The sequence below is a fragment of the Actimicrobium sp. GrIS 1.19 genome, from assembly GCF_035984655.1.
Taxonomy (GTDB): domain Bacteria; phylum Pseudomonadota; class Gammaproteobacteria; order Burkholderiales; family Burkholderiaceae_D; genus Actimicrobium.
In genome coordinates, this window is record NZ_JAXCHT010000011.1 from 1 (window position 1) to 25870 (window position 25870).

General features: G+C 58.9%; 28 protein-coding genes and 1 tRNA gene. 15 read left to right on the forward strand and 14 right to left on the reverse strand.

Annotation, left to right across the window (positions count from 1 at the left end; translation table 11 throughout):
- The first annotated feature begins 121 nt into the window (after positions 1 to 121).
- The 3 genes from RCH09_RS09535 to RCH09_RS09545 all read left to right on the forward strand — a co-directional run bounded on the left by RCH09_RS09535 (position 122) and on the right by RCH09_RS09545 (position 2465).
- A complete protein-coding gene (locus RCH09_RS09535; protein ID WP_326940844.1) occupies positions 122 to 673 on the forward strand; it encodes a hypothetical protein in 552 nt (183 codons plus the stop codon).
- A 498-nt stretch (positions 674 to 1171) separates the two neighbouring features.
- Entirely contained in the window at positions 1172 to 1672 is a 501-nt protein-coding gene (locus RCH09_RS09540) for a DinB family protein (RefSeq protein WP_326940845.1), read from the forward strand.
- A 295-nt stretch (positions 1673 to 1967) separates the two neighbouring features.
- Positions 1968 to 2465: a cupin domain-containing protein gene (locus RCH09_RS09545; RefSeq protein ID WP_326940847.1), complete on the forward strand. Its 498-nt coding sequence runs from the start codon at positions 1968 to 1970 to the stop codon at positions 2463 to 2465.
- A 349-nt stretch (positions 2466 to 2814) separates the two neighbouring features.
- Here the strand turns inward: RCH09_RS09545 and RCH09_RS09550 are convergent, their stop codons facing one another.
- Both RCH09_RS09550 and RCH09_RS09555 read right to left on the reverse strand, forming a co-directional pair.
- A complete protein-coding gene (locus RCH09_RS09550; RefSeq protein WP_326940848.1) occupies positions 2815 to 3219 on the reverse strand; it encodes a type II toxin-antitoxin system VapC family toxin in 405 nt (134 codons plus the stop codon).
- Between the two features lie 8 nt (positions 3220 to 3227).
- Positions 3228 to 3470 (reverse strand): antitoxin, encoded by a 243-nt coding sequence (locus RCH09_RS09555; protein ID WP_326940849.1) that lies wholly within the window; start codon positions 3468 to 3470, stop codon positions 3228 to 3230.
- 229 nt (positions 3471 to 3699) lie between these two features.
- Here RCH09_RS09555 and RCH09_RS09560 point away from each other — a divergent pair, with 229 nt between their 5' ends.
- Positions 3700 to 4008, forward strand: coding sequence for a hypothetical protein (locus RCH09_RS09560; protein ID WP_326940850.1), 309 nt, complete (start codon positions 3700 to 3702; stop codon positions 4006 to 4008).
- Between the two features lie 783 nt (positions 4009 to 4791).
- Here the strand turns inward: RCH09_RS09560 and RCH09_RS09565 are convergent.
- The 3 genes from RCH09_RS09565 to RCH09_RS09575 form a co-directional block, all read right to left on the reverse strand.
- Positions 4792 to 5178: an RES family NAD+ phosphorylase gene (locus RCH09_RS09565; RefSeq protein WP_326940851.1), complete on the reverse strand. Its 387-nt coding sequence runs from the start codon at positions 5176 to 5178 to the stop codon at positions 4792 to 4794.
- A 56-nt stretch (positions 5179 to 5234) separates the two neighbouring features.
- Entirely contained in the window at positions 5235 to 5663 is a 429-nt protein-coding gene (locus tag RCH09_RS09570; protein WP_326940852.1) for an antitoxin Xre/MbcA/ParS toxin-binding domain-containing protein, read from the reverse strand.
- A 223-nt stretch (positions 5664 to 5886) separates the two neighbouring features.
- Positions 5887 to 6858: an IS5 family transposase gene (locus RCH09_RS09575; RefSeq protein WP_326940853.1), complete on the reverse strand. Its 972-nt coding sequence runs from the start codon at positions 6856 to 6858 to the stop codon at positions 5887 to 5889.
- A 298-nt stretch (positions 6859 to 7156) separates the two neighbouring features.
- Here RCH09_RS09575 and RCH09_RS09580 point away from each other — a divergent pair, with 298 nt between their 5' ends.
- Positions 7157 to 7378, forward strand: coding sequence for a TA system antitoxin ParD family protein (locus RCH09_RS09580; protein WP_326940854.1), 222 nt, complete (start codon positions 7157 to 7159; stop codon positions 7376 to 7378).
- A gap of 2 nt (positions 7379 to 7380) precedes the next feature.
- Complete coding sequence (locus RCH09_RS09585) at positions 7381 to 7671, forward strand: type II toxin-antitoxin system RelE/ParE family toxin (protein ID WP_326940855.1); 291 nt, start codon at positions 7381 to 7383, stop codon at positions 7669 to 7671.
- A gap of 364 nt (positions 7672 to 8035) precedes the next feature.
- On the opposite strand, the gene RCH09_RS09590 is transcribed toward RCH09_RS09585, so the two are convergent.
- The 3 genes from RCH09_RS09590 to pepN form a co-directional block, all read right to left on the reverse strand.
- Positions 8036 to 8111, reverse strand: a tRNA-Thr gene (locus tag RCH09_RS09590).
- A 77-nt stretch (positions 8112 to 8188) separates the two neighbouring features.
- A complete protein-coding gene (locus tag RCH09_RS09595) occupies positions 8189 to 9190 on the reverse strand; it encodes a class 1 fructose-bisphosphatase (RefSeq protein WP_326940856.1) in 1002 nt (333 codons plus the stop codon).
- A gap of 21 nt (positions 9191 to 9211) precedes the next feature.
- Complete coding sequence (pepN, locus tag RCH09_RS09600; RefSeq protein WP_326940857.1) at positions 9212 to 11911, reverse strand: aminopeptidase N; 2700 nt, start codon at positions 11909 to 11911, stop codon at positions 9212 to 9214.
- A gap of 61 nt (positions 11912 to 11972) precedes the next feature.
- Between pepN and RCH09_RS09605 the strand changes: the two genes are divergently transcribed.
- Together RCH09_RS09605 and RCH09_RS09610 are read left to right on the forward strand one after the other, a co-directional pair.
- Entirely contained in the window at positions 11973 to 12314 is a 342-nt protein-coding gene (locus RCH09_RS09605; RefSeq protein ID WP_326940858.1) for a hypothetical protein, read from the forward strand.
- Positions 12315 to 12415: 101 nt separating this feature from the next.
- The gene (locus RCH09_RS09610; RefSeq protein ID WP_326940859.1) at positions 12416 to 13048 is read left to right on the forward strand and encodes a DUF4136 domain-containing protein; all 633 of its coding nucleotides are present in this window, start codon (positions 12416 to 12418) and stop codon (positions 13046 to 13048) included.
- Positions 13049 to 13079: 31 nt separating this feature from the next.
- Here the strand turns inward: RCH09_RS09610 and RCH09_RS09615 are convergent, their stop codons facing one another.
- The 5 genes from RCH09_RS09615 to ribA all read right to left on the reverse strand — a co-directional run bounded on the left by RCH09_RS09615 (position 13080) and on the right by ribA (position 18134).
- Positions 13080 to 15251 (reverse strand): DUF1631 family protein, encoded by a 2172-nt coding sequence (locus tag RCH09_RS09615; protein WP_326940860.1) that lies wholly within the window; start codon positions 15249 to 15251, stop codon positions 13080 to 13082.
- Positions 15252 to 15368: 117 nt separating this feature from the next.
- Positions 15369 to 15503, reverse strand: a complete 135-nt coding sequence (locus RCH09_RS09620) for a hypothetical protein (RefSeq protein WP_326940861.1) — start codon at positions 15501 to 15503, stop codon at positions 15369 to 15371.
- A 7-nt stretch (positions 15504 to 15510) separates the two neighbouring features.
- On the reverse strand, positions 15511 to 16485 hold the full coding sequence (locus tag RCH09_RS09625; RefSeq protein WP_326940862.1) for a quinone oxidoreductase family protein: 975 nt from the start codon (positions 16483 to 16485) through the stop codon (positions 15511 to 15513).
- Positions 16486 to 16588: 103 nt separating this feature from the next.
- A complete protein-coding gene (locus RCH09_RS09630; protein ID WP_326940863.1) occupies positions 16589 to 17500 on the reverse strand; it encodes a DMT family transporter in 912 nt (303 codons plus the stop codon).
- Between the two features lie 4 nt (positions 17501 to 17504).
- Positions 17505 to 18134, reverse strand: a complete 630-nt coding sequence (gene ribA, locus RCH09_RS09635; protein ID WP_326940864.1) for a GTP cyclohydrolase II — start codon at positions 18132 to 18134, stop codon at positions 17505 to 17507.
- Positions 18135 to 18372: 238 nt separating this feature from the next.
- Between ribA and RCH09_RS09640 the strand changes: the two genes are divergently transcribed.
- Complete coding sequence (locus RCH09_RS09640) at positions 18373 to 19305, forward strand: DedA family protein/thiosulfate sulfurtransferase GlpE (protein WP_326940865.1); 933 nt, start codon at positions 18373 to 18375, stop codon at positions 19303 to 19305.
- Here RCH09_RS09640 and RCH09_RS09645 read toward each other — a convergent pair whose 3' ends face one another.
- Positions 19306 to 20829: a helicase HerA-like C-terminal domain-containing protein gene (locus RCH09_RS09645; protein WP_326940866.1), complete on the reverse strand. Its 1524-nt coding sequence runs from the start codon at positions 20827 to 20829 to the stop codon at positions 19306 to 19308.
- Positions 20830 to 20961: 132 nt separating this feature from the next.
- Between RCH09_RS09645 and RCH09_RS09650 the strand changes: the two genes are divergently transcribed.
- From RCH09_RS09650 to rlmH, 6 genes are all read left to right on the forward strand, one after another.
- On the forward strand, positions 20962 to 21687 hold the full coding sequence (locus RCH09_RS09650; RefSeq protein ID WP_326940867.1) for a YebC/PmpR family DNA-binding transcriptional regulator: 726 nt from the start codon (positions 20962 to 20964) through the stop codon (positions 21685 to 21687).
- A gap of 137 nt (positions 21688 to 21824) precedes the next feature.
- Complete coding sequence (gene purD / locus RCH09_RS09655) at positions 21825 to 23099, forward strand: phosphoribosylamine--glycine ligase (protein WP_326940868.1); 1275 nt, start codon at positions 21825 to 21827, stop codon at positions 23097 to 23099.
- A gap of 3 nt (positions 23100 to 23102) precedes the next feature.
- Positions 23103 to 24029, forward strand: a complete 927-nt coding sequence (gene hemF / locus RCH09_RS09660) for an oxygen-dependent coproporphyrinogen oxidase (protein WP_326940869.1) — start codon at positions 23103 to 23105, stop codon at positions 24027 to 24029.
- Complete coding sequence (locus RCH09_RS09665; RefSeq protein WP_442785028.1) at positions 24017 to 24679, forward strand: nicotinate-nucleotide adenylyltransferase; 663 nt, start codon at positions 24017 to 24019, stop codon at positions 24677 to 24679. Before hemF ends, RCH09_RS09665 begins: the two co-directional genes overlap by 13 nt.
- On the forward strand, positions 24680 to 25381 hold the full coding sequence (gene rsfS, locus RCH09_RS09670; protein WP_326940871.1) for a ribosome silencing factor: 702 nt from the start codon (positions 24680 to 24682) through the stop codon (positions 25379 to 25381).
- Between the two features lie 14 nt (positions 25382 to 25395).
- Entirely contained in the window at positions 25396 to 25866 is a 471-nt protein-coding gene (gene rlmH, locus RCH09_RS09675) for a 23S rRNA (pseudouridine(1915)-N(3))-methyltransferase RlmH (protein WP_326940872.1), read from the forward strand.
- Positions 25867 to 25870: the final 4 nt, after the last annotated feature.

Sequence of the window (25870 nt, forward strand, 5' to 3'; positions counted from 1 at the left end):
AAAAAATGCTATTGCAAAATCACCCAAAATCGCGCATCCTCGCACCCAGTTTGAGCCCCTGATTTGATTGGTCCTCGTGGCGCCATTACGCCGCATATCGGTGGCGTCTTAATGCCGGTAATTGACAGCCCCTGAACCAAATGGAATATCTCCCAACTTGCCATCCAGAGAGCTAGAACTCACCACATCTCGCGGTTATGCGATTCTGGTTTTCCTTGTGTTCACACCTTTTATTGTCAGTTGCGGCTACACAACTTTTGCTCTTTCCTTTGTGTTGGGAAAAGCGTTCGGAATCATCCTGTTCGCCCCCGTTGCACTGGCCTATGTTTTCACCATGCGCCAATGCATCGTCAATTATTTTTGGAGCGGCCCTGTGCTGTTGTTCGACCGCTTTGGCATTACCAACTACCGTAAGAGTGGCCACCTGATTCCGTGGACAGAAGTTGATGCGGTGCGCATTGAAGCCCACCAATCTTCTACCTATCTGGTGCTTCGGTTTCGCAACGCCAACAACGTGCTGAAGCACTTTGGAACATCGCGAATGTTGCGCTCGGTGCTGCAACGCCTTTTTTACAAAGGGTTCGAGGGGCGGGTGAAATTGACCTCGCTTTCCTTCAAGCGATCAGAAGTACTGCAGGTTGCACAGGCGCTCCTCAGAAATTCCCGACGCTGAACCGAAACGGCAGTTGGACGCGCACGAGGATAGTGGTACTTAGATGATTCGGTAATTAAGAAGTAAATAAACAGTATTTCCAGTTTTAACTGGGCATTCCGGACGAACGTGACCAGTGATTCCGGCATCGTGACCAGTCATAACATTTGAACGTGGCCGATTCGTCGGTCGCGCTGTCGCGCGGACATTGGCTTGCGAACGAGGCGATAGCCAAAGAAGTCGACTACCGCATCGGCTAGATGACGAGTGAAACGCTGCCAGCGGCTGCAAAGGGGCGTCAGGCGCCAAGGCGAGTTGTCGTCGAGTACAGTCGGCAGGAGCCGGCCAAGAGCCGCCATTCGTGACAGTCAGTGACTTTTCCAGTTTAGCAACATTCTATGCTGATTCCAACATCCGGGCCGGGTCAGACATAAATGGTCAGCAGCGGCTAACGTCCGATGTCAGAATGAAATTTTTCGATTCTTACAAGTTATGCTTATAACTCCCCAGGAGCCTTCCATGTCCACTTCAACCCTCATTTCGCTGTTCGGTTACAAGGCCTGGGCCAATTCGGAATTGTTTACGCTGTTGGCCACGCTTCCAGCGGAGCGTGCTGAGGAGCTCAACATCTGTGTTCGTACTCTGAACCATATCTACGTGGTTGACCGAATCTTTCGCGCTCATTTGAGTGGGGAACCTAGGCCCTTCGGCGCCACGAACACAAGGGCAACTCCGTCACTTTGTCAACTGCGCGAGGAGGTCGAGGCCACCGATGCTTGGTATCAGAAGTACGCGTCATCGATCACAGCCGCCGAGGCTGCGGAAATTATCGACTTTACTTTTACCGACGGAGACCCCGGCCGAATGTCTCGCGAAGAAGTTCTTTTTCACGTACTCACCCACGGTGGGTATCACCGAGGCAATGTCGGACAAGTGCTCAAGTCGATTTCCGTTGCGCCGCCACGCGATCTCTACACAAAGTTCCTGCATCAGAGTGACCCTGTACGCAGGGCGCCCTAACGCGTTCCGCGAGCGCACGTAAAAGGCCCGAGGGCAACTTTCCGCATAGCTGACTGGCCGCTCTGGGTCGAAAGTCCCAGTTCGCGCATGCGTACAATCGGCCAACTGCCGCCGTTGGCCTACACGTGCCCGGACGTTCGGACATCGGCTTGCACCAGACACCGGACCTTCGTTCGCGGATCATGTCAGTCGCGACATTGGACGGACCGCTATTTGCCGAGATTGCTCGCAAATCACGGCTCGCGTCCGTTGCTGAACCGCTACTATGGTAGCTCACCCAAAATGGGAGTAATCGATGAGCCGACCAGATTTCATCAAGCACTGGACTGAACTCGAAGAACCGGATGCGCATGTCTATAGCGGCGATACCGAGCAAATGGCGCTCGATGCGCCGCTATCCGCCGCACTAGGCATTACGCGTATTGGTATTCATCATGTGAGGCTTCTGCCCGGCCGGCGGACTTCATATCCGCACGCCGAAAGCACCGAACAGGAGTTCGTGTACGTGCTCGAGGGCAAGCCCGATGTATGGATCGACGGGGTGCTCCATCCCCTTGTTGAAGGCGATTCCGTCGCGTTTCCGGCAGGAACTGGAATCTGCCACACCTTCATCAATAACACGAAGGCCGTAGTCAGGCTGATGGTGATCGGCGAACGTCCGCGCGACGACAATCGTATTCGTTACCCGCTCAACCAAGCGCACGAACTTATCCGCGCGGACCGCTGGGTGGACTGGCCCGTTAGACCGCTCGGAGACCATAACGGGATGCCGGACTCAGGCTTAAGAGAATGACCGCCTCGATGACTTACCGGCGAAGCGAGCGAACGGCGGCTGTAGCTGGAAGCCGCCGTTGCGGTCTCGCTAGCTCGAATAGCGGCTCAGGGTCGACAGCGGGAATTTGCGCGGGGCAAAAAGGGGGCGTGCCGTTATGGACTTCAATCATTTGCAATTAGCGTGAGCCGGCGACCATGGAATGCAAGCCGGCATCTTCAGTTTCGAGCTCATTTGCAGATTGCGCGAGCACGAGCCAATTTTCATTCACAGATAATTTGAACCGAAATCGGTGTCAACTGCGAGCACGGTCGGTTTGAAATGCAAGCCGCTACGCCAATCCGGAATATTAGTGCGGAATGCTGCAATATCATCGCGCTTGGATGATCCAGTCCTCGACGGCGAGGACGCCATCTGGAACCAAGGAAAAAGCCTTGTCGTGCGTGACGAGAGTCGCTTTAGCCGCTACCGCGTGTGCGGCAATCATCATATCGAGCGCGCCAAGCGTGATGCCGGAAGCGGAACAGGATGATCGCAAATCGCAGTAGACGGTTGCGGCCTCCCCGTCCCAAGACAACACTTCAACGCGAAGCAAAAACTCGCGTATGAGCCTTGTAAAGGCCGCTGGATGACCCTTGCGAGCCAAGCCGTAAAGCAGTTCTGCTTGCGTGACAACCGAGATGACGACGCTGTCCATCGGCAGCGCAGCCAGTCGTTGACGAACCTCCGGAGGATGGCCCTTGATGACATAGCTCGCCATGTTTGTGTCAAGCATGAAGCGACTCAAAACAGGTTCCGTTCGTCGGCCGGCAGGTCGTCACGATCAATCATGAAATCGGCTGGGATGTCGGTGCGGTCTGCAAGTTCGAAAAACTCTTGCCACGACGTTGGTTTAGGAGACAGCACGACTTCCCCCGTTGCCGGGTTGCGCCGAATGAAGACCTCCGTTCCCTGAAACCGGAACTCCATTGGTAGCCGTACCGCTTGGCTGCGTCCGGTGGTGAAAAGCTTGGCAGTGGATGGCATTTGAATCTCCTTATCGGTACCTATTCGTAGCATATACCATGCAAAGTACATATCAATGATAGGTATTTCTCAGTTTTTTCATTTGCAGTTATTTCGAGCACATCGCGGTGGATGGCGATCCGGTAACGTCGAATGCGAACTGATTTGGCGATAGCGTGAGCCGCGCTGCGTCATTTGCGGTTAATTCGAGCCGGAAACGACCAGGAGCGGTCATTGATTCGTTCATGCCATGGGAGATAAAGACTTGAGTGTTTCTGAATTCAAGCGGTATGGCACGTCTCTGGCATCGTGTTGCTTGACTGCTGTAGTTTTGTCGTTGATCTGGAAAGTGCCATATTCGTATACCGCCATCGGATTCGCCGTCTGGGCTTTTGCGGGACACCTCATCACGATCGACGATGATGTTGCGGGAGGCTGGAGCAATCCGGACGGCGGCATTCCGTTCCCGTGGTTAAAACTGGCGATAAATGCGGCGGTCTTGCTCGGCTTGGTTGGACTATCCTTCTTCATTCCGGCCTTTAGAACGCTCGGTGCGTGACGACAAGTTCACAATGTCAGCTTGGGGTCGATAGCCCCAGTTCGCGCATGCGTCCAATCGACCATCATCAAACATCCGTTAACAAGCGAGGGGCGACGCATGAATCTAAACCAGGTCACCCTTGAGACGAGCGACGTTACCGAGTCGATTTCGTTTTACCGCCGTCTGGGCTTCATTCAAATCGTTAATTCGCCCCAATACGCGCGCTTTGCTTGTCCAGACGGAGATGCTACGTCCTCTGTCCACCGCGCAGCAGGACCGGCAGTCAGTTCATGAACGGTCCTTTATCTCGAATGTGCTCATCTCGATCAAACGCTTGCTGAAATGCAGACTAAAGGGTTTTCGTTTACACAGCTTCCGGTTGATCAGTCTTGGCTGTGGAGCGAAGCACGCCTAGTCGATCCGAAGGGGAACATCATCTGTTTGTATTGGGGGGCAAGAATCGCAGGAACCCGCCATGGCGATTAACCTAAGTCGCCTAATCAAATTTCTGGAATCTCCGTACTATGGCAGGTTGAATTGACTGACTCCTTTGCGTCGGAAGTTCCACTTCGCGCGCGTACAATCGGCCAGAAGTGGACGATCAGCGTGCCACAGCATCGACGAATATGCTGACCGATAATATTCTCCTGAAAACTGAGCGGTTGACTTTGACTCCCCGGCGTCTCGACGACGCTGAAGCCTTGCTGGAGTATTACGAGAGAAATCGGCTGAATATCCGGCTTTGGGAACCGAAGTGTTGCCGCTGAACGAAAAGTGACCCCCCTGGGGGGCAAATTTCGATCAGCGCGAACACCAGAGCAATGGCTGCGGTGCCGACACAACAAGCTGACGCGCATCTGGATGGGCCGGATTGATCATCACGTTGCCGTCGTCACCGGTGACCACTGACGGAATTAGCAGCACTGCACTACGGCACTCCCGTAGCCAGCAATCACCGAACTCTCGTGCCACCGAACTTTCTGGCTCAGCCCACCCCGGCCCCAGTATCGTCGCCGTGACTATCTCTAGGACCAAGCCGTCAGGCACCTCGCCAACTACCAACATATGTGTTTTTGGCACGCTGCCAATACGGCTGTGGACCAGGACCTCCAGCATGGCTCCGGCATAGGTCGTCGCCCCGTATATGACCGGCATTCCAGCACTGTTCCAACGTCCCCCAAACCGCATGGCACCCGTTCCATCCTAGAGGGGATGACGCCCATCAGCAATCCGAAAGATCCGCACTAGACCGGGAGGCCATAAAACAGTTGCCACAGTAGCGCCTCAACACGCCGCGCGCCAAGTTCGCTCATGGACACATCCAGCGGTGTCCGGCTCTCCAGTAGTGGGTGCGCAGCGTGCAGGAATTCCCGGGCCAGCGCCTCGTCGTCCCATACGTATTGCGCCGTCGCGAAAACCCGCGCCAATCGCTCGGCGCGTTCGGACTCGCCTGGTGTGAGGCGCGCATCACGCCGTTTATAGGTGGCCTCGGCGATAATGCTGTTCAAAATGGTCCTGCGTTCGTCGGCTGTGCGGCCAACATGCGCCACGCTAGTACGCAGCGCCGATTTTGGCAGGCCCGTGCGCACCATTCCCTCGAGTTCGGCAAAGCTATGTGGCGCAGGCACCAAAGCCATAACGGCGGCGATTTTTTCCGGAGTCACAGTTTGCATTTGGGCTTTTTAGATCATTTATCAAATTTTATCGTATCAAGTGATCTATTTCAAGTCAAGCTCTAGGGATGGTCTGCATAACCACCGCCACAGCGTGAGCTGAACGAGAGAAATTCGCGTAATGAAGATGGGAATGCGTTTTCGTGCAAATTCACTGCATTTGGCGTGGAAATTTTCACACTATCGGGCCGGTTCTGGGCCCCTCTCCGGATTGCGGACGGACTCATGCCCGCCGTCCGTCAATAATCGCTCGACGTGCCATCCACAAATTGCTCAGCGCAAACAGCGTGGCCAGTTGGGCCGTGTTTTTCGCCAGGCCGCGGTAGCGAACTTTTGTGAATCCGAACTGGCGCTTGATGACCCGGAATGGATGCTCAACCTTGGCGCGAACACTCGCCTTGAGCTTCTCGATGTTGTCGAGCATGGCACCCAGTTTCGTCGCCCTGTCCAACGTCTTGCGCTTGCCCGGACGCATGGCGATGTGCCACTTGACGCCGGTCGCCTCGGGCCGGTTGTTGGCGCCCTGGTAGCCAGCGTCCGCGAATACCTCGACTTCTTCACCGTGCAACAGTGCGTGGCCCTGAGTGACATCGTTGACATTGGCGGCGGTGCCGATAACCGTGTGTACCAGACCCGAATCGGCATCAACCCCAATGTGGGCCTTCATGCCGAAGTACCACTGGTTTCCCTTTTTGGCTTGATGCATCTCGGGGTCCCGTTCGCCCTTGCTGTTCTTGGTCGAACTGGGCGCGGCAATCAGCGTGGCATCGACCACCGTTCCGGTCTTGAGCAGAAGACCTCGCTTGGCCAGCGTGGCATTGATGGTGGCCAGCAGTTGCGCACTCAACGCATGTTTTTCCAGCAGATGGCGAAACCGCAGAATGGTGGATTCGTCGGGCAACCGGCTCATACCCGCGTCCAGTTCTGCAAACTCCCGATACAGCGGAACGTCGTGCAACGATTCCTCCATTGCCGGGTCACTCAGCCCAAACCACTGCTGCATGAAGTGAATCCGAAGCATGGTCGACACGGCAAACGGCGGCCGGCCCGTTTTACCTTTCGGCGCGTACGGTTCAATCAAGTACACCAACTCGGCCCAGGGAACAACCAGGTTCATTTCATCGAGAAATTCGCGCTTGCGCGTCTTCTTGGGGGCCAGTTCAAATCCGGCGGTGGGGAGGCTTATTTGTTTCATCGGTAGTCAACGTGTTGGAAGGCGACTTCGCCGACCTTATGCAGAGATTCCCTAGCTCTCGGCGTACGAACGTCGATCGACTATGGAGCAGGCATAGAGGCGCGATGGGAGGTTGCCGCTGTGCCGGTTTCTGCCCTGGGTCTGATGCGGCTTTTCCGAGGAATGCAGGCGGCATGGAGGTTTGGCTGTTGCTTTGGGGTGTCGTCAGCAGCAACTAGCTCTGAATCGCGCAAACTTACCGGTTTCAAAAGGTGGCAACATGGAACATAATGTAGCTTAACTTATCAGGGATTCAATTATGTCTATCGCGCTGAAATTGTCGGATGAACTGGTCGAAATGGCTAAGCCACATGCCGCTGCCGAACATCGTTCTGTCCCTAAGCAGATCGAGTATTGGGCGCGGCTTGGGAAGGCTGTCGATGACAACCCCGGCCTGCCGCTGCAATTCATTAAGGATACGCTACTCGCCGCTCAAGAGGCCAAGGCTGGGTTGCTTACCCAGTACCAGTTTGAGGCCTGATAGTGTTGGCGATCCTTGCTACTCCGACCTTTACTAAAGTCATCAAGAAATTGCACGCCAAAGACAAGATTGCAGTGGACAGCGCCGTGAAAGAAATTGCCAAGAACCCTGCAATAGGCGAAGAAAAAAAGGGCGACTTGGCCGGGATTTTTGTGCACAAGTTCAAGATCAACAAACAAGAGGTTTTGTTGGCCTACCAGCTTCAACCGAGCAAATTATCGCCGGTTACTGTGCTGCTGTTGAGCATTGGATCGCACGAGAATTTTTACACTGAACTGAAACGATCAAACTAGGGAAAATGCGGTGAACTTTGATACCTTGTTCAAGCTTAAGAAGCCGATTACGCCACGGCCAAAACAATGGCGTGTGACGTTCTATCGCGAAGACGGCAAGATGGCATTCGGCTATTTTACTTTGGGCTGATGCAAGCCGGCCAGCCAAGGCATCCACTTATGTTGGCCTATTCCTCAGAGCTTACGGAATGGTGAGCCACCAGCGGCAACGACGTTTCTAGGGAATATTTTGCGAATCAAGATTCCTGTATTGGATATCTCCAATACAAGCACTGAAAAGATAACCAAAAAAGAAATTGGCTTAAAATTGGCAGTAACCGAAGATGCGGATTAGTGGCAACTAGCCGCTAACCCGCATGGATACTGGTGCTGATGAGGCGAATCGAACACCCGACCTACTGATTACGAATCAGTTGCTCTACCAACTGAGCTACATCAGCGAAGCCCCGCATTCTAGCAAAGTTTCAGACGCAAAAGCCAGTGCGGTGTGATTTTTCCTGCAATCCACTGATGTTATTTACTGCTGGTGGTAGCCGGTGACCCGTTCGACTTCGCTTTTTGATCCCAGAAACACGGGCACGCGCTGATGCAGCTTGTGCGGCTGGATGTCCATGATGCGCCCTTGCCCGTCGGTCGCGGCGCCACCAGCCTGCTCGACGATGAACGCCATCGGGTTGGCTTCGTACATCAGGCGCAGCTTGCCTGGCTTGTCCGGTTCGCGCGCATCGGCCGGGTACATGAAAATGCCGCCGCGGTTGAGGATGCGATGCACGTCGGCGACCATCGAGGCGATCCAGCGCATGTTGAAGTCGGTGCCGCGTGGTCCTGTTTTGCCGGCTTGCAGCTCGTTGAAGTACTTGGTCACCGGTGGATGCCAGTGGCGTGCGTTGGAGGCGTTGATGGCGTATTCGCGGGTCTCGGCGGGAATCTGCATGTTTCGGTGGGTCAGTACCCATGAACCCATCTCGCGGTCCAGCGTGAAGCAGTTCACGCCGTTGCCGGTGGTGAGCACCAGCACGGTCTGCGGACCGTACACGGCATAACCGGCGGCGACTTGCTTGCTGCCCGGCTGCAGGAAATCCTTTTCGGTCGGTTCGCACATGCCCTCGGGCGCTTTCAGCACCGAGAAAATGGTCCCGATCGACACATTGACATCGATATTGCTCGAGCCGTCCAGCGGATCGAACAGCAGCATGTATTCGCCCTTCGGATAGCGGTTCGGGATCGGATGGATGGTTTCCATTTCCTCGGACGCCATGGCTGCCAGATGGCCGCCCCACTCATTGGCTTCGAGCAGGATCTCGTTGCTGATGATGTCGAGTTTTTTCTGCACTTCGCCCTGGACGTTTTCAATGTTGGCGCTGCCGAGCACGTCGCCCAGCGCACCCTTGCCGACGGCATGGCTGATGGTCTTGCAGGCGCGCGCGACCACTTCGATCAACAGACGCAGTTCGGCGGGAATGGTGTTGTGGTGGCGTTGTTCTTCGACCAGATATTGCGTGAGGCTGATGCGTTTCATGGTGGACTCTTCGCTTTCGATTCAGTTGGCCAGGGCTTTGGTGATGACTTCGAGGACGTCGTTCGATAGCGCCGGTGCGGCAGCCACGCGGCGCAACGCCTGTTGCATCAAATGCTGCTGGACCGGCGCATATTTGCGCCAGCGATCCAGCGTGCGTGCCAATCGTGCGGCGACCTGCGGGTTGATGGCGTTGAGGGCAATGACCTGCTCCGCCCAGAACGCGTAGCCGCTGCCGTCGGCGGCATGGAATTGCGCCGGATTGCCATTGCAGAAGCTGAAAATCAGGCTGCGTGCACGGTTCGGGTTCTTCAGCGTGAAGGCCGGATGACGCATCAGTTCGCGCACCGTCGCCACGTTGGTGTGGCGCGCCATGGCTTGCAGCATGAACCACTTGTCAACCACCAGCGGCTCGGCTTCGAATTCACTGTAAAAGTTGTCCAGGGCTGCCTGCCGCGTCGGTGCGCTGGAATTGAGCAGTGCACTCAATGCGGCGAGCCGGTCCGTCATGTTGTTGGCTCGCTCAAGCTGCTTCTGCGCCAGTCCATGCGCGGCGGCGTCATCGAGTTCGGCCAGATAGCTCAGCGCGATGTTTTTCAGTGCCCGCTTGCCGGCTGATTCGGCATCAGGCTTGTAGGCGCCCTTGACTTGATGGGCTGCGTAGATTGCTTCCAGATCCGGCCGCAACGCTGCTGCCAGCGCGCGCCGCAGTGCCTGGCGCGCATTGTGAATCGCTTGCGGCTCAATCACCGCGAGTGCTTCCGAGAGCATGGTTTCGGACGGCAAGGTCAGCGCCACTTCGCGGAACGCGGCGCCGAGCTTCTTATCGTTGAGGGTGGCGCGCAGCGAGTCGATCAACAGCGTCGCATCGGCCGCCAGCGATGCCGTCTTGCCGTTGAGGTTCTCCGGACGTGACGATTCGATCATCGACAGCAGGCGGCGGGTGGCGAGGCGCTGGCCCGCTTCCCAGCGGTTGAAGGCGTCGCTGTCGTTGGCCATCAGGAATGCCAGTTCCTCATCGCTGTAGTCGACGTTGAGGACGACCGGGGCCGAAAAGTCGCGCAGGATCGATGGCACCGGCTTTTCGGCCACGCCGGTAAAGACAAAGGTTTGTTCCGCTTCCGTCAGTTCCAGCACGATGGTGCGCTGTGGCTGATTACGTTTGGCGCCGGCGACCGGAACGTGCGGGCGATCCTGCAGCACCAGCGCCATGTCCTTGCCGTCGTGGTCGAGCAGGCCGACGGCAACCGGAATCAGGAACGGCAATTTGCCGGACTGACCGGGTGTCGGTGCGCAGCTTTGGGTGAGCGTTATCGCATACGTCCTGGCTGCAGCATCGTACTCGGTCCGGACACCGACAGTCGGCGTTCCTGCCTGGCTGTACCAGCGCTCGAACTGCGCCAGATCGCGGCCGTTGGCATCGACCATTGCGGCGCGGAAGTCGTCGCAGGTGACGGCCTGGCCGTCGTGCCGCGCGAAGTACAGATCCATGCCCTTGCGGAAGCCGTCGCGACCCAGCAGGGTCTGGTACATGCGCACGACTTCGGAACCCTTTTCGTAAATCGTGACCGTGTAAAAGTTATTGATCTCGAGGTACGAATCGGGCCGCACCGAATGCGCCATCGGACCGGAATCCTCGGGGAACTGGGCCTGCCGCAACACGCGCACATCATCAATGCGCTTGACCGCGCGGCCGGTGGCCGAGCCAATCTGGTCGGCGGAAAATTCCTGGTCACGAAATACGGTCAGGCCTTCCTTGAGCGACAACTGGAACCAGTCGCGGCAGGTGACCCGGTTGCCGGTCCAGTTGTGGAAGTACTCGTGGCCGACCACCGATTCGATGTTGGCGTAGTCGGCATCGGTAGCGATGCGGGCATTGGCCAATACGAACTTGGTGTTGAAAATGTTCAGGCCCTTGTTCTCCATCGCACCCATGTTGAAGTCGCCCACGGCGACGATCATGAAGCGATCCAGGTCCAGTTCGAGGCCGAAGCGTTCTTCGTCCCAGCGAATGCTGTTCTTGAGCGAATCCATGGCGTGCTGGGTCTTGTCCAGATTGCCCGGCTCGACCCAGACTTGCAGCAGCACGTCGCGGCCGGATTTCAGGCGGAAAGTCTCTTCCTGGCACACCAGTTTGCCGGCCACCAGCGCGAACAGGTACGACGGCTTCTTGAACGGGTCTTCCCACAGCGCGTAATGGCGGCCATCGCCGAGATCGCCCTGCTCGATCAGATTGCCGTTCGACAGCAGCACCGGGTAGCGCGCCTTGTCGGCCCGCAGCATCACGGTATATTTGGCCATCACATCCGGGCGATCGGGAAAGTAGGTGATCTTGCGAAAGCCTTCGGCTTCGCATTGGGTGAAGAAATTCCCACCCGACACATACAGGCCCATCAGCGAGGTGTTGCGCACCGGCGCCAGCGCGGTCTCGATATCCAGCGTGACGCGATCGGGCGCGTCGGCGATATGCAGCGCATTGCCGACCAGCCGGTATTCGCGCTTGCTCAGCAGTTTGCCGTTCATGCTGATCTGGATCAGTCGCAGCGCTTCGCCAAACAGAATGATGGTGCGGTCGCCAGCGGCCGGATTGCGAACCATCTTGATGCGGGTCGCCACGCGCGTATCAACCGGATCGAGGTCGAATCCCATGTCGACGGTTTCGACGAAAAACCCTGGGGGCGTGTAATGCTCGCGATAGATGGTCTGGGGATTGTCAGTGCGCATAAGAGTTTGATAAAAGAGGGATTTGACGCAAAATGGCATTTTACAAGCATCGGGGTGATCCATGAAATTTGCGTCCATGATTCTGATGTGCTTCGCAGCAATTGTGGCTGTCGGCTGTACCAAGGAGCAGCAGAACAAGATCAGTCGTTCGGTGCAGAACTGGACCGGCACCAATGGCGTGCTGGAGTTCTATGCCGGCGACAAGCTGGTGCGCCGCTTCATCGCCATTGACAAGATCACCACTGCGATGGGCACCGACGATGGCGCACCGCGCTCCTATCGCTATGGCTACGGCGTGCTCGACGAAAATTTAAACATGCGCGTCGACCCGGGCGAAAAGAAAGTCTATTTCGAAATCAGCGACTTCGGGTCGAACTACATCTTTTTCGAAAATCCCCACTGAATTCGGTTACTGAAGGTAACAGTTTGAATCTCGTCTTGACGGCTGCTTAGACTGAGAAAAGCTATAAAAGCATGTTGTCCAAGCGCCCAAGGAGATTTGCAATGAAACGCACCACCGCCCTTCTCTTCGCCGCGGCCTGTCTGGCACTGTCCGGTTGCGCCAGCACGATACGCAGCAATGTCACCGCATTCAATGACTGGCCGGCCGAGCTGCCTGACAAGAGTTATGGCTTCGAGCGCACGCAGGAGCAAAACCAGAACCTGGAATATCTCAGCTATGAAAACCTGGTGCGGGCGGAGGTCAATCGGCTGGGCTTGACCGAGGCGCAGTCGAACCGCAAGCCGGCGCTCAAGGTCACGCTTTCGTTTGCGGCAAACGAAGTCGACGTCACCAGCGTGGAGCCGGTCTTCGTCGATCCGTATTTTTATGGCTCCGGCTACTATGGTCGCGGGTTCTACCCAAGACCGTTCTACCGCGGCGCCTACGACCCCTTCTTCTGGGGTCCGCCCACGGTGGCGTACCAGCAGCGCAGTTATGCGCTGCAGCGCCGCCAGCTGCAGGTGCGCATCAGCCGCAATGCCGACGGCAAATCGTTGTACGACGTGAAGGTGAACAGCGAGGGCGAGAATTCGTCGCTGGCGGCAGTCATGCCCTATATGGTGCGCAGCGCCTTCGCCGAATTTCCGGGCAAGAGCGGCGCGACCAGGACTGTCGAAATGAAGATGGAAGACTGAGCGCGGCGCCTTGCCAGGCGCCGTTTTTCCGTCATTCCTGGTACTGCGCCGGATCAGTCCGGTCTGGTGCAGCACCCTTGAGCGCTTCTGTGAGCGCCCGCGTCACCACCGATTCGCGCGGCATCACGACAGCACCCTGCTCGCGCAAGGCGCTGGCGAATTCCCCGGCGGTGAACGAAAACGGGTCGTCGCCCTGGCGGTTGCTGAAAATGAAGCGGCTGCGCAGCGGACTGATCCACGCCAGCCGGAATGCAATGCGCACACCGTTGTTACGCACGAACTCCACCCAGGTGCCGAGCTCGATGCTGTCGACCACATGCACGAACTGATCGATCGGTTTTTCCTGCATCTCGCGGGCGCGCTTGGATAGTCGCCGCTCGCTGGCTTTTTGCGCGACGTTGACCGCGATCTCGATCTGGTGCCCCGGGGTCAACTCGGTCGGTACGCGCACCATCGCAGCATGGCGCTCGACCAGGTTGGCAAAGAATTCGACGCGCTCCGGCTCATCCCATTTGATCGCATTCAGCCACGCATTGAGCAGCGACAGCAGCGATGGCAATTTGTTGACCAGCTCCTTGCGCTCCTCGGGGCTGACTTTCGGCTTGACGGTCCAGATCAGATCGTCCATCGCCTTGAGGGCCTTTTCGAGCGCTTGCGGCTTGCGCTCGGCCACGCTGTGCGCAAGCGTCAGAATGCGCACCCACTGCGTTTCCAGAAAAATCTCGACGAAGCCGGCGATCTCGCCGGTTTCGATGCGCACCGCCACATCATTTTCGGCCGCCTCCTGCGCCTGCCGCATTTTTTCTTCGCGCAGTGCTTCGGAAATGCTGGCCTTGAGCGCGCTCCTGGCGGTCTTTTCCTCTTCGGTGATAAACGCTTCGAGGTCGGCCACTACCTCGCTGTACAACCCCAGATGCTGGTCGAATTCCTGCTGCACCCGATCAACAATCTGTTCGATGATCTTGTAGAGCGGATCGTCGGCGCCGGTGTCGTGCCGCAGGCCCAGACCCGACTGGGCCAGCCGCTCAAGCAGCCGACGGGCCGGATGGGTGTCGCTGAAAAAGAATTCCTTGTCGATCAGTGCGGTCTTCAGCAACGGCACCTGTAACTGTCCGAGCAGGCCTTTGATTTCATCGGGAATATTGTGATCGCTGAAAACGAAGTCGAAGATGCGCGCCAGAAGTTCAATCGTGTTCTGGTCCATCGCCGACATCGACCCGCTCGGCGCCTGGCGCGGAATATGGCGCAGCGTGGCCGCCGTTTGCGAAAATGCCGGTCCGCCCGGATCGCCGCTGGCATTGACGGCGTTGCGCTGGATGTCCGTCAGATAGTCGAGCAGCGCATTGTTGATCGTACCCGGTGTCGTCGGCCCCGCTGCACCACGCCGGTCGGGGCGCTGACTGCCACCGCCTTTGCCATCCGGCCCGTTCTGCAACCAGCGCTGCAGCTTGTTGTGCAGTGATAAGTCGCGCCGCTCGGACTCGGCTGTCGGCTTCGCGCGCCGATCGACCTTGCCGGCCCGGTAGGCTTCCACCAGGTCGGGCACGATGCCCCGCGCGACCAGCGCGCCGTTGAGCTGCTCCAGAATCGGTTCGAAATCGAGAAATACTTCGGGACGCAACAGCCGCAGCGCAAGGCGATGTGATTCGGGAATCGGATCGAACTTGCACCACGCCTCGAATACCGCCCGCAGAAACACACCGGGACGAAACGGATTTTGTGAAATGCTGATTTCTTCACGCTGCAGCAGGCGGCTGATGCGAATGTTCAGTGCCACCAGCGCAGCGGAGTTGTTGAGTTCGATGGCTTGACCAATATTGCCGATCAGGACCTTGTTTTCCATTTCTTCAAGACTGACCAGCGACAGGTCCGACGAGTCCATCGCCTGGACCGGTGTCTGGCCCTTGTCGAGCGCTGCGATTTCGCGCAATAGCGCGTAGCCGAGGCTGCCAACAATGCCACGCTGCAGTTGGGTGGCGTTCTTCTTCAGGTGATTCCACGCGTTGAAACTGAGATTCGCTTCGGCGGGCCGCACGGATTGATCCGACAGCCGGAACAAGGCCTCGGTCAGGCGATCGATCATGGCCGTTGCCTGCTCGCCGACCTGCTCGACGGCCAGGGGCACCAGGCTTTCGAGGATCAGGATACGGCTCGATGCGGAACTTACGGCATCGGACGATTTGTCGGCCGGGTTGTCAGGCATGGGAATGTGATTTGATTGGCAACGTTGGAATACTTGACAAGAAATACAGGTCGCGACTGGAAGCGGTTCGCGTCGTTTTATTCTATGCCATTTATATTACCAGCCAGAAAAAAGCGTTCAGGAAAAATACGCCATCGATCCAAACGTCACGGCGACGACGATCATCACGGCCAGGGCCAGCACGATCAGCAGGCGGCCGAATTTTGGCATGCCGTCGTCCTGGCTCACTGGTTTTTTCGGGGACTCGGACATGCCAGCCTCACGGAATCAGAATGGTTGAGCCGGTGGTCTTGCGGGCTTCGAGGTCACGATGCGCCTGGGCGGCATCGGCCAGCGCGTAGCGCTGATTGATCTCGATGTTGATCTTGCCGCTCTCGACCATGGCAAACAGGTCGGCCGCCATCGCTTCCAGATCATCGCGTTTGGCGGTGTGCGTGAACAGGGTCGGGCGGGTCACGAACAGCGAGCCGCGCGACGCCAGCTCATTGAGCGTAAACGGTGGCACCGGGCCGGACGCGCTGCCGTAGCTGACCATCATCCCGAGCGGGGATAGGCAATCGAGCGACTTGAAAAACGTATCGACGCCAATCGAGTCGTACACCACCGGCACGCCTGCGCCGCCAGTGATTTCCTTGACACGTTCGACGAAATTCTCGGTGTTGTAGTTAATCACGTGCGTGCAACCATGGGCCTTGGCCAGTTCGCCTTTCTGGTCGGAGCCAACCGTGCCGATCATGGTCACGCCAAGCGCCTTGGCCCACTGACAGGCGATCAGGCCAACGCCGCCAGCGGCTGCGTGGAACAGGATCGTCTCGCCACCGCGCAACGGGAATGTGCGACGAAACAGATACTGCACCGTCATGCCCTGCAACATCATCGCCGCCGCGGAATCGAGACTGATCCCGTCGGGCACCCGCACCAGGATTGCCGCCGGCATCACGCGCACTTCGGCATACGCGCCGGTTGGCCGACCAGCGTAGGCGACCCGGTCACCCGGCTTGACGTGCGTGACATCCGGCCCGACCGCTTCCACCACGCCCGCGCCTTCCATACCGAGCCCGGCCGGCATCGGCTGCGGATACAGGCCGGTGCGAAAATACACATCAATGTAGTTCAAGCCGCAGGCATGCTGCCGGACCCGCGCTTCGCCAGGACCGGGTTCGCCAACCTCGACGTCAACGTATTCCATGACTTCCGGTCCACCGATTTTAAAGATGCGAATTGCCTTTGCCATGGTGATTTCCTTGCCTTGATGTGAGGGATGGTTCAATTGGTCACTTCACGAGCACTCTACCGTGTTTCGGCCAGATCGATGATCGACATTACTGGCGATCGATTCAGATCTTTTTGCGCGAAAGCAAATACACGCCCGCCAACACCAATGCCGTACCGGCAAGCTGAATGGCCGTGATCGGCTCATCAAGAATCAGCGCACCCAGGAACAGCGTCGACACTGGCCCGATCATACCGGCCTGTGACGCGGTGCCGGCGCCGATGCGCGAGACGGCAACCATGGTCAGGCAGACTGGCAGCACGGTGCAAAAGAACGCGTTGAACATGGACAGCCCGTACACGGCGGCAGGTTGCACCAGCAGCGACCACGGCCGCAGCAGCAGGAACTGGCCAATACAGGCGACGCTGGAGACGCACATGGCATAGGCCACCAGCCGCAACGCACCGACCCGCCGCACCATCTCGCCCGATGCCAGCAAATACAGCGCGTAGGCGACCGCACTGCCGAGCACAAACGCGCCACCGAGCATCACGTTCGGGCCGCCGGTCCGGGCATCATGCACGAAGACCAGCACCATGCCGAAATACGACGTCAGCAGCGCGCACCATTCAAGGCGCGAGATGCTTTTTTTCAGAAATATGACGGAAATCAGCAACACAAAAGAGGGTGTCAGGAACAGGATCAGACGCTCCAGGCCCGCAGAAATATATTGCAGACCCAGGAAATCCAGAAAACTCGACAGGTAATAACCGAGCAGCCCGAGCACCACGATGCGGCCGCGCTCGGCATGCGACAAGGGAGTCGCACCGCGCATCTGCCAGAACGCAATCGCCACGAAGAACGGCAGCGAAAACAGCATCCGGAATGCGATCAGCGTGACCGCGTCGACGTGGTAGCGATAGATCAGCTTGGCGACGATGGCCTTGGTCGAGAACAGGATTGCACCGCTAATGGCAATCGCCAGCCCGATGAGAAAGGTCTTGCGCTCGGTCTGGCCGAGGATGGCCGTCGTCATCGCGTCAGGAAGCGATCAGGTGACCGAGCTTGGCGGCCTTGGTATCCAGATAGCGGGTATTGAATCCGTTGCGCTGCACCAGCAGCGGAATGCGCTCGGCAACCTCGACGCCGAGCTGCGTGAGCGCGCTGATCTTGCGCGGATTGTTGGTCATCAGGCGCAGGCTGCGCACGCCGAGGTGGCGCAGCATTGGCACGGCCAGACCGTAATGGCGCTGATCGGGTAAAAATCCCAGCTCCTGGTTGGCTTCGACGGTGTCGGCCCCGCCGTCCTGCAAATGGTAGGCGCGCAGCTTGTTGAGCAGTCCGATGCCACGGCCTTCCTGCCGCAGATACAACAGCACGCCGCGCCCTTCGATCGCAATCTTCTGCAGCGCGGCCTCGAGCTGGGCACCACAGTCGCAGCGCTGGCTGAACAGCGCGTCGCCGGTGAGGCATTCGGAATGCATGCGCGCCAGCACCGGCAGACCATCGCCAACGTCGCCAAGCACCATCGCCAGATGTTCCTTGCCGGTGTCCGGCTCCACGAATGCATGCAGTCGAAATGTCGCCCACGGGGTCGGCAGGTCACAGGTGGTGATGTAATCGAGTGGGGTTTCTGGCACGACGGCGTGGTCGGATGGAATCGGGGACATGGCACTTCTCTTGGTAAGGCAAACTCAATAAAAAAGCAAAATCAAACGTTGCGTACAGCGGCGCGACGCAGCGTCAGGCGGGTTATCTGATTGACAACACGCCGTGCTCGGCAATCCGCAAGGATATCAGGCCGGCGCGCTTTGCGTTACACGGCCTGCGGCCAGACCCGGCAGACGCGGCCACGGCGCTGCCGCGCTTTTGCTATGATACCGGCCTAACTCTGAAGCCAATCACGCCATGCCCAAGTTCACCCTCCTGCTTCAGCACTACGGATTGCTGCTCGTGTTTGCCAATGTCCTGGTGGAACAGATGGGCTTTCCGATCCCCGCATTCCCGATCCTGATCGTCGCCGGCGCGTTGTCGATGATTGGCGACCTGAGCTGGCAATCCTGCCTGCTGGTCAGCGTGATGGCGTGCCTGATCACCGACTTCAGCTGGTACACCGCCGGCAAACGCTATGGCAAGCGCATCCTTGGCCTGCTGTGCAAAATCTCGTTGTCGCCAGATAACTGCGTCAGCCACACGGAAGACACGTTCCGGCGCTGGGGACCGAAATCGCTGATGATCAGCAAATTCATTCCAGGCTTCAATACGATTGCGCCACCGCTGGCCGGCGCAATGGGCACCAAGCTCGACAAATTCCTGCTCTTCAGCATGTTCGGCTCAGTGCTGTGGGCCGGCACCGGCATCGCGATCGGCGCCATTTTTTCCAAGAGCATCGACCGGGTGCTGGACATTCTCAGCACCATGGGCGTGACCGCCGTGCTGGTGGTCGCAGCCGTGCTGGCCCTGTTCATGTTGATCAAGTACGTTGAGCGTCGCCGTTTTTTGCGTTCACTGTACATGGCGCGCATCTCGGTCGACCAGCTGCGCACCATGATGGAGGAAGGCGTCGATCCGATCATCGTCGATGCCCGCAGCGCCACCGCACAGGAACTCGAACCGGCCATCCCGGGCGCGATCCTGTACGGCCATGTCGATCATGCCGAGACCTTCGCCAATGTGCCGCGTGACAGCGAAATCATCGTCTACTGCAGCTGCCCGAACGAAGCGTCGGCAGCGATCATTGCACGCAAGCTGATCGGTCATGGCTTTGTGCACGTGCGTCCGCTGGTGGGCGGACTCGACGCGTGGAAAGAATCGCTGACGGAATCGCTTACCGCCCATTGATCAGTTGCGCTTCAGGATCGATCCAAGTACGCCGCGAATGATTTCACGGCCGACTTGCGAGCCGATCGAGCGCGCCGCCGATTTCATCATGGATTCCACCACGCTGTCGCGGCGGCCGGTTGGCCCGCTGCCCATCACACCACCCAGCACGTCCCTGAACTTGTCGCCGAACGACGGGCCATCGGCCGGCGCGGGCGCATTTGTCGGTGTTGGCGCATTTGCCGGCGCGGGCGCGGCCGGACTGGCAGCAACCCGGCCCTTGATTTTTTCATAGGCAGATTCGCGGTCCACGGTTTTTTCGTACACGCCCGCAACGATCGACGACGCCATCAGTGCGCTGCGCTGTTCGGCACTGATCGGCCCGATCTGCGACGCCGGCGGCACCACGAAGCCGCGCTCGACCATGCCTGGCCGCCCCTTCTCGTCGAGGAATGAAATCAATGCCTCGCCCACTTCGAGCTGGGTGATCACGGTGGCGGTGTCGAGCTGGGGATTGGCGCGGAAGGTCTCGGCCGCCGCCTGCACCGCCTTCTGGTCGCGCGGCGTGTAGGCGCGCAAGGCATGCTGGACCCGGTTGCCGAGTTGTCCCAGCACGGTATCGGGAATGTCGAGCGGATTCTGCGTCACGAAGTACACGCCCACGCCCTTCGAGCGAATCAGGCGCACCACCTGCTCGATCTTCTGCAGCAACGGCTTGGGCGCATCGGCAAACAGCAGATGCGCTTCATCGAAGAAGAAGGCCAGTTTCGGTTTGTCGAGGTCACCCACTTCCGGCAGATGCTCATACAGCTCCGACAGCAGCCACAACAGGAAGGTCGAATACAACTGCGGTGCGTTCATCAGCCGGTCGGCGGCGAGAATATTGACGACGCCCTTGCCGGCGCCATCGGTCTGCAGCAGATCGTCGATATTGAGCATCGGCTCGCCAAAGAATTTATCGCCGCCCTGCTCCTCGATACTGATCAGGCCCCGCTGGATGGCGCCAATACTGGCGGCGGAAATATTGCCGTATTCCGTCTGAAAGGTGGCCGCCTGATCGCCGACATGCTGCAGCATGGCCCGCAGGTCCTTGACGTCGAGCAGCAGCAGTCCATTGTCGTCGGCAATCTTGAATACCAGTTGCAGCACGCCTTGCTGGGTATCGTTCAGATTGAGCATGCGTGCCAGCAGCAACGGGCCGAGATCGGAAATGGTGGCGCGCACCGGGTGCCCTTTTTCGCCGAACACGTCCCAGAATGTGACTGGCGCGGCCGCCCATGCCAGCTCCGGCATGTCCAGCAGCGCGAGGCGCGTCTTGATGCGGTCGCTGTTGCTGCCCGCCACGCCCAGGCCGGACAGGTCGCCCTTGACGTCCGCCATGAAAACCGGCACGCCGATATTCGACAGGGCTTGCGCCATCGCTTGCAGTGTCACGGTCTTGCCGGTGCCGGTAGCCCCGGTACTGCAGCCATGACGATTGGCCAGCTGGGGCAACAGGCACAGCGGAACTTGCTGACTCTTCGCAATTAACAATGGATCGGGCATGGAGATGGCGCTTTCAGAGGCAGTTTCGGGAGGTCGCTATGGTAAAATTGTAGATCGGTTTTGCCGTTCCCCGACAACTAATTTGGCGCGACAACCGCGCTTTCACGCACACACTGGCAAGGAAACATCGACATGGCTGGACACAGCAAATGGGCCAATATCAAACACAAGAAGGCCGCCACCGATGCCAAACGCGGCAAGATCTGGACCCGTCTGATCAAGGAAATCACGGTCGGCGCACGCCTTGGCGGCGCCGATATTGCCACCAACCCGCGCCTGCGCCTGGCCGTTGAAAAAGCCGCCGACGCCAATATGCCCAAGGACAACGTCGCGCGCGCCATCGCACGCGGCACCGGCGGCCTCGATGGCGCCCATTACGAAGAAATTCGCTACGAAGGCTACGGCATCAACGGCGCGGCCATTCTGGTCGACTGCATGACCGACAACCGCGTACGCACCGTTGCCGAAGTCCGCCATGCCTTTGCCAAGTTCGGCGGCAACATGGGTGCGGAAGGTTCGGTGGCGTTCCAGTTCAAGCATTGCGGCCAGTTTCTGTTTGCGCCCGGCACCAACGAAGACGCGCTGATGGAAGCCGCGCTCGAAGCAGGCGCCGAAGACGTGCTGACCGATGACGAAGGCGGCATCGAAGTGTTGTGCCCGCCGCATGACTTCACCATCGTCAAGCAAAAGCTGGAAGCGGCCGGATTCAAGGCCGAGGTCGGCGACGTGATCATGAAGCCTGCCACCGAAACCGAATTCACCGGCGACGACGCGATCAAGATGCAAAAGCTGCTCGATGCACTGGAAGACCTCGATGACGTGCAGGAGATTTACACCAACGCCATCATCAGCGGATAAGTGTCGGGGCGCGCAGCACCGGCGCCCGGGAGTTGGAAACAGGTAGCACGCTGCAAAATTCTTCGGACCACGCCGTCAACAGAACTTGACGACCGGCGCGGTTCTTTCGCAATGGATCTCAAGTCACAATCGCACTCATGAAAATTCTGGTAATCGGCTCTGGCGGCCGCGAACACGCCCTCGCGTGGAAACTCGCACAATCGGAGCGGATTCAAATGGTTTATGTCGCGCCCGGCAACGGCGGCACGGCGCAGGATGGCCGCCTGGAAAACCTGCCGCTCACCGATCCGGCTGCGCTGCTGCAATTCGCGCTGGACGAGCACATCGCCCTGACCGTGGTCGGCCCCGAGATCCCGCTGGCGGCCGGCATCGTCAATCTGTTCCGCGACAAGGGCCTGAAGATCTTCGGCCCGACGAAGGAAGCGGCCCAGCTCGAGAGCTCGAAGGATTTTGCCAAGACCTTCATGCACCGGCATGGCATTCCGAGTGCGCAAAGCCAGACCTTCTCCAGCAGCATCGATGCGCATGCGTTCATCGACGCGCAAGGCGCGCCCATCGTCATCAAGGCCGATGGCCTGGCCGCCGGCAAGGGCGTGGTGGTGGCATTGAACCTGGCGGAGGCGCACGCGGCCGTCGACATGATGCTGTCCGATAACAAGCTCGGCGACGCCGGTGCGCGCGTGGTCATCGAAGAATTCCTGAGCGGCGAGGAAGCCAGTTTCATCGTCATGGTCGATGGCAAGAATATCCTGCCGCTGGCCACCAGCCAGGACCACAAGCGCTTGCTCGACAACGACGCCGGACCGAACACCGGTGGCATGGGTGCGTACTCGCCGGCGCCGATTGTCACGCCCGAACTGCATGCGCGCGTGATGCGTGAAATCATCGTGCCAACGGTGCAGGGCATGGCCCGCGACGGCATCGTCTTTACCGGCTTCCTGTACGCCGGCCTGATGATCGACGACCACGGCAACCCGAAAACGCTGGAATTCAACTGCCGCATGGGTGACCCCGAAACCCAGCCGATCATGGCGCGCCTGAAAACCGATCTGGTCGGCGTGATGGAACATGCCGTCAATGGCACGCTCGACGCGGTCGAACTGGAATGGGACCGGCGCACCGCGCTGGGTGTCGTGATGGCGGCTGCAGGCTATCCCGATACGCCACGCAAGGGCGACGTCATCAGCGGGATTCCCGCCGAAACGCCGGAGTGCGTGACCTTCCATGCCGGCACCGCGCTGGTCGATGGCCAGCTGACGGTCGCGGGCGGCCGCGTGTTGTGCGTGGTTGGCCTTGGCGACAGCGTCAAGATGGCGCAGCGCCAGGCCTATCAGGCACTCGACCAGATCCATTTCGATGGCGCGCAGTTCCGCCGCGATATCGGCTGGCGCGCCCTCAAGCGGCATGGCTGATCGATGACCGAATCCACTGCAATCACATCGGCCCCGGCGCAAGCCATCAAGACCTATCTGCTCGGGCTGCAGGCGCGCATCGTCGCCGGACTCGAGGCCATCGACGGCAAGTCCTTCTCGACCGACGCCTGGCAACGACCCGAGGGCGGCGGCGGCATTTCCCGCATCATTGAAGACGGTAATGTGTTCGAGCGCGGCGGGGTCGGCTTTTCGCATGTGACCGGCAAGAGCCTGCCGCCGTCGGCCGCCGCCAATCGTCCCGAGATCGCCGGGCGCGGCTGGGAGGCAATGGGCGTGTCGCTGGTGCTGCATCCGCGCAATCCGTTTGCCCCCACCGTGCACATGAACGTGCGCTTTTTCACCGCCACGGCAGAAGGCGAAGCGCCGGTCTGGTGGTTTGGCGGCGGCATGGACCTGACACCGTATTACGGCTTCGACGAGGATGCACAACACTTTCATCGCACCTGCCGCGATGCGCTGGCGCCGTTTGGCGCCGATCTGCATCCGCGCTTCAAGACCTGGTGCGACGACTATTTCTATTTGAAGCATCGCCAGGAAGCGCGCGGCGTCGGCGGCATTTTCTTTGACGATTTCCATGCGCTGGGCTTTGAACAAAGCAGCGCGATGATGCAAAGCGTCGGCGATCATTTCCTCGCCGCCTACCTGCCGATTCTGCAGCGCCGCATGGATCTGCCGTACGACGCCAGCCAGCGCGATTTCCAGGCCGTGCGTCGCGGACGCTACGTCGAGTTCAACCTGGTGTATGATCGCGGCACTTTGTTTGGCCTGCAATCCGGTGGCCGCACCGAGTCGATCCTGATGTCGATGCCGCCCGAAGTGAAGTGGCGCTACAACTGGAGCCCCGCGCCGGGCACCCCCGAGCACAACCTGACCGCGCATTTCCTCGTGCCGCGCGACTGGCTCGCGTGAGCAGTCGCTCCATCGCGATTCTGGGCGGCAGCTTTGATCCGGTCCATCGTGGCCATGTGGCGCTGGCGCGCCATTTTGTGAATCTGCTGCAACCGGACGAGCTGCGTATTCTGCCGGCTGGCAATCCCTGGCAAAAGCACGGTCTGGAAGCCAGCGGCAGGCAGCGGGTCGCCATGCTGCAACGGGCGTTTGACAGCGAACAGGTACCGGTCGTGATTGACCAGCGCGAACTGCAGAACGATCAACCGACGTACACCATCGACACCTTGCGGGCCATGCGTGCCGAACTGGGTCCGGATGTCTCGTTGATTTTTCTGATGGGCGCAGATCAACTGCAGCACCTCGACAGCTGGCAGGGATGGCGTGAACTGTTCGGCCTGGCGCATTTATGCGCGGCAGCACGGCCCGGCTTCGCATTGACCGGGCGACTGGTACCGGCAGAAGTCAGCAGGGAATTCGAACGACGCGCCGGCACACCGACGCAAATCCGTACTACGCCGCAAGGCAACACGTTTCTGGCACCCAATCTGGCGGTGGATATTTCCGCTACCGACATCCGCAAGGCATTGCACGACGGGAACAATCCCGCCGAGCTGGTTCCGAACCCGGTGCTAGACTATATTGAACAACATCATCTCTATAAAAGCTAAATGGATATCAAACAACTGCAAGCACTGGTCATTGACGCGCTGGAAGACGTCAAGGCCCAAGACATCAAGATCTTCGACACGGTCCACCTGACCAGCCTGTTCGACCGCATCGCGATCGCCTCCGGCACCTCGAATCGTCAGACCAAGGCGCTGGCCGCCTCGGTGCGCGACAAGGTCAAGGAAAACGGCGGCACCATCCTGAGCGTCGAAGGCGAGACCACCGGCGAGTGGGTGCTGGTCGATCTGGGTGACATGATCGTCCACATCATGCAGCCGGCGATCCGGGCCTACTACCGCCTGGAAGAAATCTGGGGCGAAAAGGAAGTCAAGTTCGGTTCAGCCAAGCGGGTGTCGAAACGCACGGCGTCGGACGACAGCGATGAGCCGGTCAAGAAGGCCGGTCGCCACCTGACCACCAGCACCACCCCGACCGTGCAGATCAGTACCGACGAAACACCGAAGAAAGCCACCCGCAAACCGGCCGTCAAGAAAACCGATGGCGCAGCAGCGGACAAAAAAGCGGCCCCGAAAAAGACCGCCGCCAAAAAGCCGGTCGGCAAAACCATCAAGGTCGCCACGACCAAGAGCGCCAGCACTGCCGCCGCGGCCAAGAAAGTCCGGATCGACACGGACCGCAAGATCGTGGCCGAGAAAAAGGCGCCGGTCAAACGGGCGCCCGCCAAAACCAAAGCTGCCGACTAAGCGCGCCGACACCTATGCAGCTCCTCATCGCTGCAGTCGGCCACAAGATGCCGGCATGGATCGACACCGGCTTCGGCGAATATGCCAAGCGCATGCCCTCCGAGTGCCGGATTGTGATCAAGGAAGTCAAACCGGTCGAACGCTCCGGCAGCAAGACCGCCGAGACCGCGATGGCGCTGGAGCGTGGCCGCATCGAGGCGGTGTTGCCAAAAGGCGCCCGTATCGTTGCGCTCGATGAGCACGGCCGCGATCTGACTTCACAACAACTCTCGCAACAATTGTCCGGCTGGCAGCAAAGCGGCGGCGATGTCGCGTTCGTCATCGGGGGCGCTGATGGCCTCGATCCCGCATTCAAGGCCGGCGCCGACATGCTGTTGCGTATTTCGAGTCTGACGCTGCCACACGGCATGGTGCGCGTGCTGCTGGCAGAACAGTTGTACCGCGCCTGGTCAATCATGCACAATCATCCTTACCATCGGGTCTGACAGT

Coding starts and splice junctions, on each gene's coding strand:
- RCH09_RS09645 (WP_326940866.1), bottom strand. CDS start 20,829: ATGCCCGATCCATTGTTAATTGCGAAGAGTCAGCAAGTTCCGCTGTGC.
- purD (WP_326940868.1), top strand. CDS start 21,825: ATGAAAATTCTGGTAATCGGCTCTGGCGGCCGCGAACACGCCCTCGCG.
- rlmH (WP_326940872.1), top strand. CDS start 25,396: ATGCAGCTCCTCATCGCTGCAGTCGGCCACAAGATGCCGGCATGGATC.
- RCH09_RS09625 (WP_326940862.1), bottom strand. CDS start 16,485: ATGGCAAAGGCAATTCGCATCTTTAAAATCGGTGGACCGGAAGTCATG.
- RCH09_RS09570 (WP_326940852.1), bottom strand. CDS start 5,663: ATGCAAACTGTGACTCCGGAAAAAATCGCCGCCGTTATGGCTTTGGTG.
- RCH09_RS09610 (WP_326940859.1), top strand. CDS start 12,416: ATGAAACGCACCACCGCCCTTCTCTTCGCCGCGGCCTGTCTGGCACTG.
- RCH09_RS09630 (WP_326940863.1), bottom strand. CDS start 17,500: ATGACGACGGCCATCCTCGGCCAGACCGAGCGCAAGACCTTTCTCATC.
- rsfS (WP_326940871.1), top strand. CDS start 24,680: ATGGATATCAAACAACTGCAAGCACTGGTCATTGACGCGCTGGAAGAC.
- pepN (WP_326940857.1), bottom strand. CDS start 11,911: ATGCGCACTGACAATCCCCAGACCATCTATCGCGAGCATTACACGCCC.
- RCH09_RS09640 (WP_326940865.1), top strand. CDS start 18,373: ATGCCCAAGTTCACCCTCCTGCTTCAGCACTACGGATTGCTGCTCGTG.
- RCH09_RS09615 (WP_326940860.1), bottom strand. CDS start 15,251: ATGCCTGACAACCCGGCCGACAAATCGTCCGATGCCGTAAGTTCCGCA.
- RCH09_RS09605 (WP_326940858.1), top strand. CDS start 11,973: ATGAAATTTGCGTCCATGATTCTGATGTGCTTCGCAGCAATTGTGGCT.
- RCH09_RS09545 (WP_326940847.1), top strand. CDS start 1,968: ATGAGCCGACCAGATTTCATCAAGCACTGGACTGAACTCGAAGAACCG.
- RCH09_RS09540 (WP_326940845.1), top strand. CDS start 1,172: ATGTCCACTTCAACCCTCATTTCGCTGTTCGGTTACAAGGCCTGGGCC.
- RCH09_RS09620 (WP_326940861.1), bottom strand. CDS start 15,503: ATGTCCGAGTCCCCGAAAAAACCAGTGAGCCAGGACGACGGCATGCCA.
- RCH09_RS09550 (WP_326940848.1), bottom strand. CDS start 3,219: ATGCTTGACACAAACATGGCGAGCTATGTCATCAAGGGCCATCCTCCG.
- RCH09_RS09565 (WP_326940851.1), bottom strand. CDS start 5,178: ATGCGGTTTGGGGGACGTTGGAACAGTGCTGGAATGCCGGTCATATAC.
- RCH09_RS09575 (WP_326940853.1), bottom strand. CDS start 6,858: ATGAAACAAATAAGCCTCCCCACCGCCGGATTTGAACTGGCCCCCAAG.
- RCH09_RS09560 (WP_326940850.1), top strand. CDS start 3,700: ATGGGAGATAAAGACTTGAGTGTTTCTGAATTCAAGCGGTATGGCACG.
- RCH09_RS09650 (WP_326940867.1), top strand. CDS start 20,962: ATGGCTGGACACAGCAAATGGGCCAATATCAAACACAAGAAGGCCGCC.
- RCH09_RS09580 (WP_326940854.1), top strand. CDS start 7,157: ATGTCTATCGCGCTGAAATTGTCGGATGAACTGGTCGAAATGGCTAAG.
- RCH09_RS09555 (WP_326940849.1), bottom strand. CDS start 3,470: ATGCCATCCACTGCCAAGCTTTTCACCACCGGACGCAGCCAAGCGGTA.
- RCH09_RS09595 (WP_326940856.1), bottom strand. CDS start 9,190: ATGAAACGCATCAGCCTCACGCAATATCTGGTCGAAGAACAACGCCAC.
- hemF (WP_326940869.1), top strand. CDS start 23,103: ATGACCGAATCCACTGCAATCACATCGGCCCCGGCGCAAGCCATCAAG.
- ribA (WP_326940864.1), bottom strand. CDS start 18,134: ATGTCCCCGATTCCATCCGACCACGCCGTCGTGCCAGAAACCCCACTC.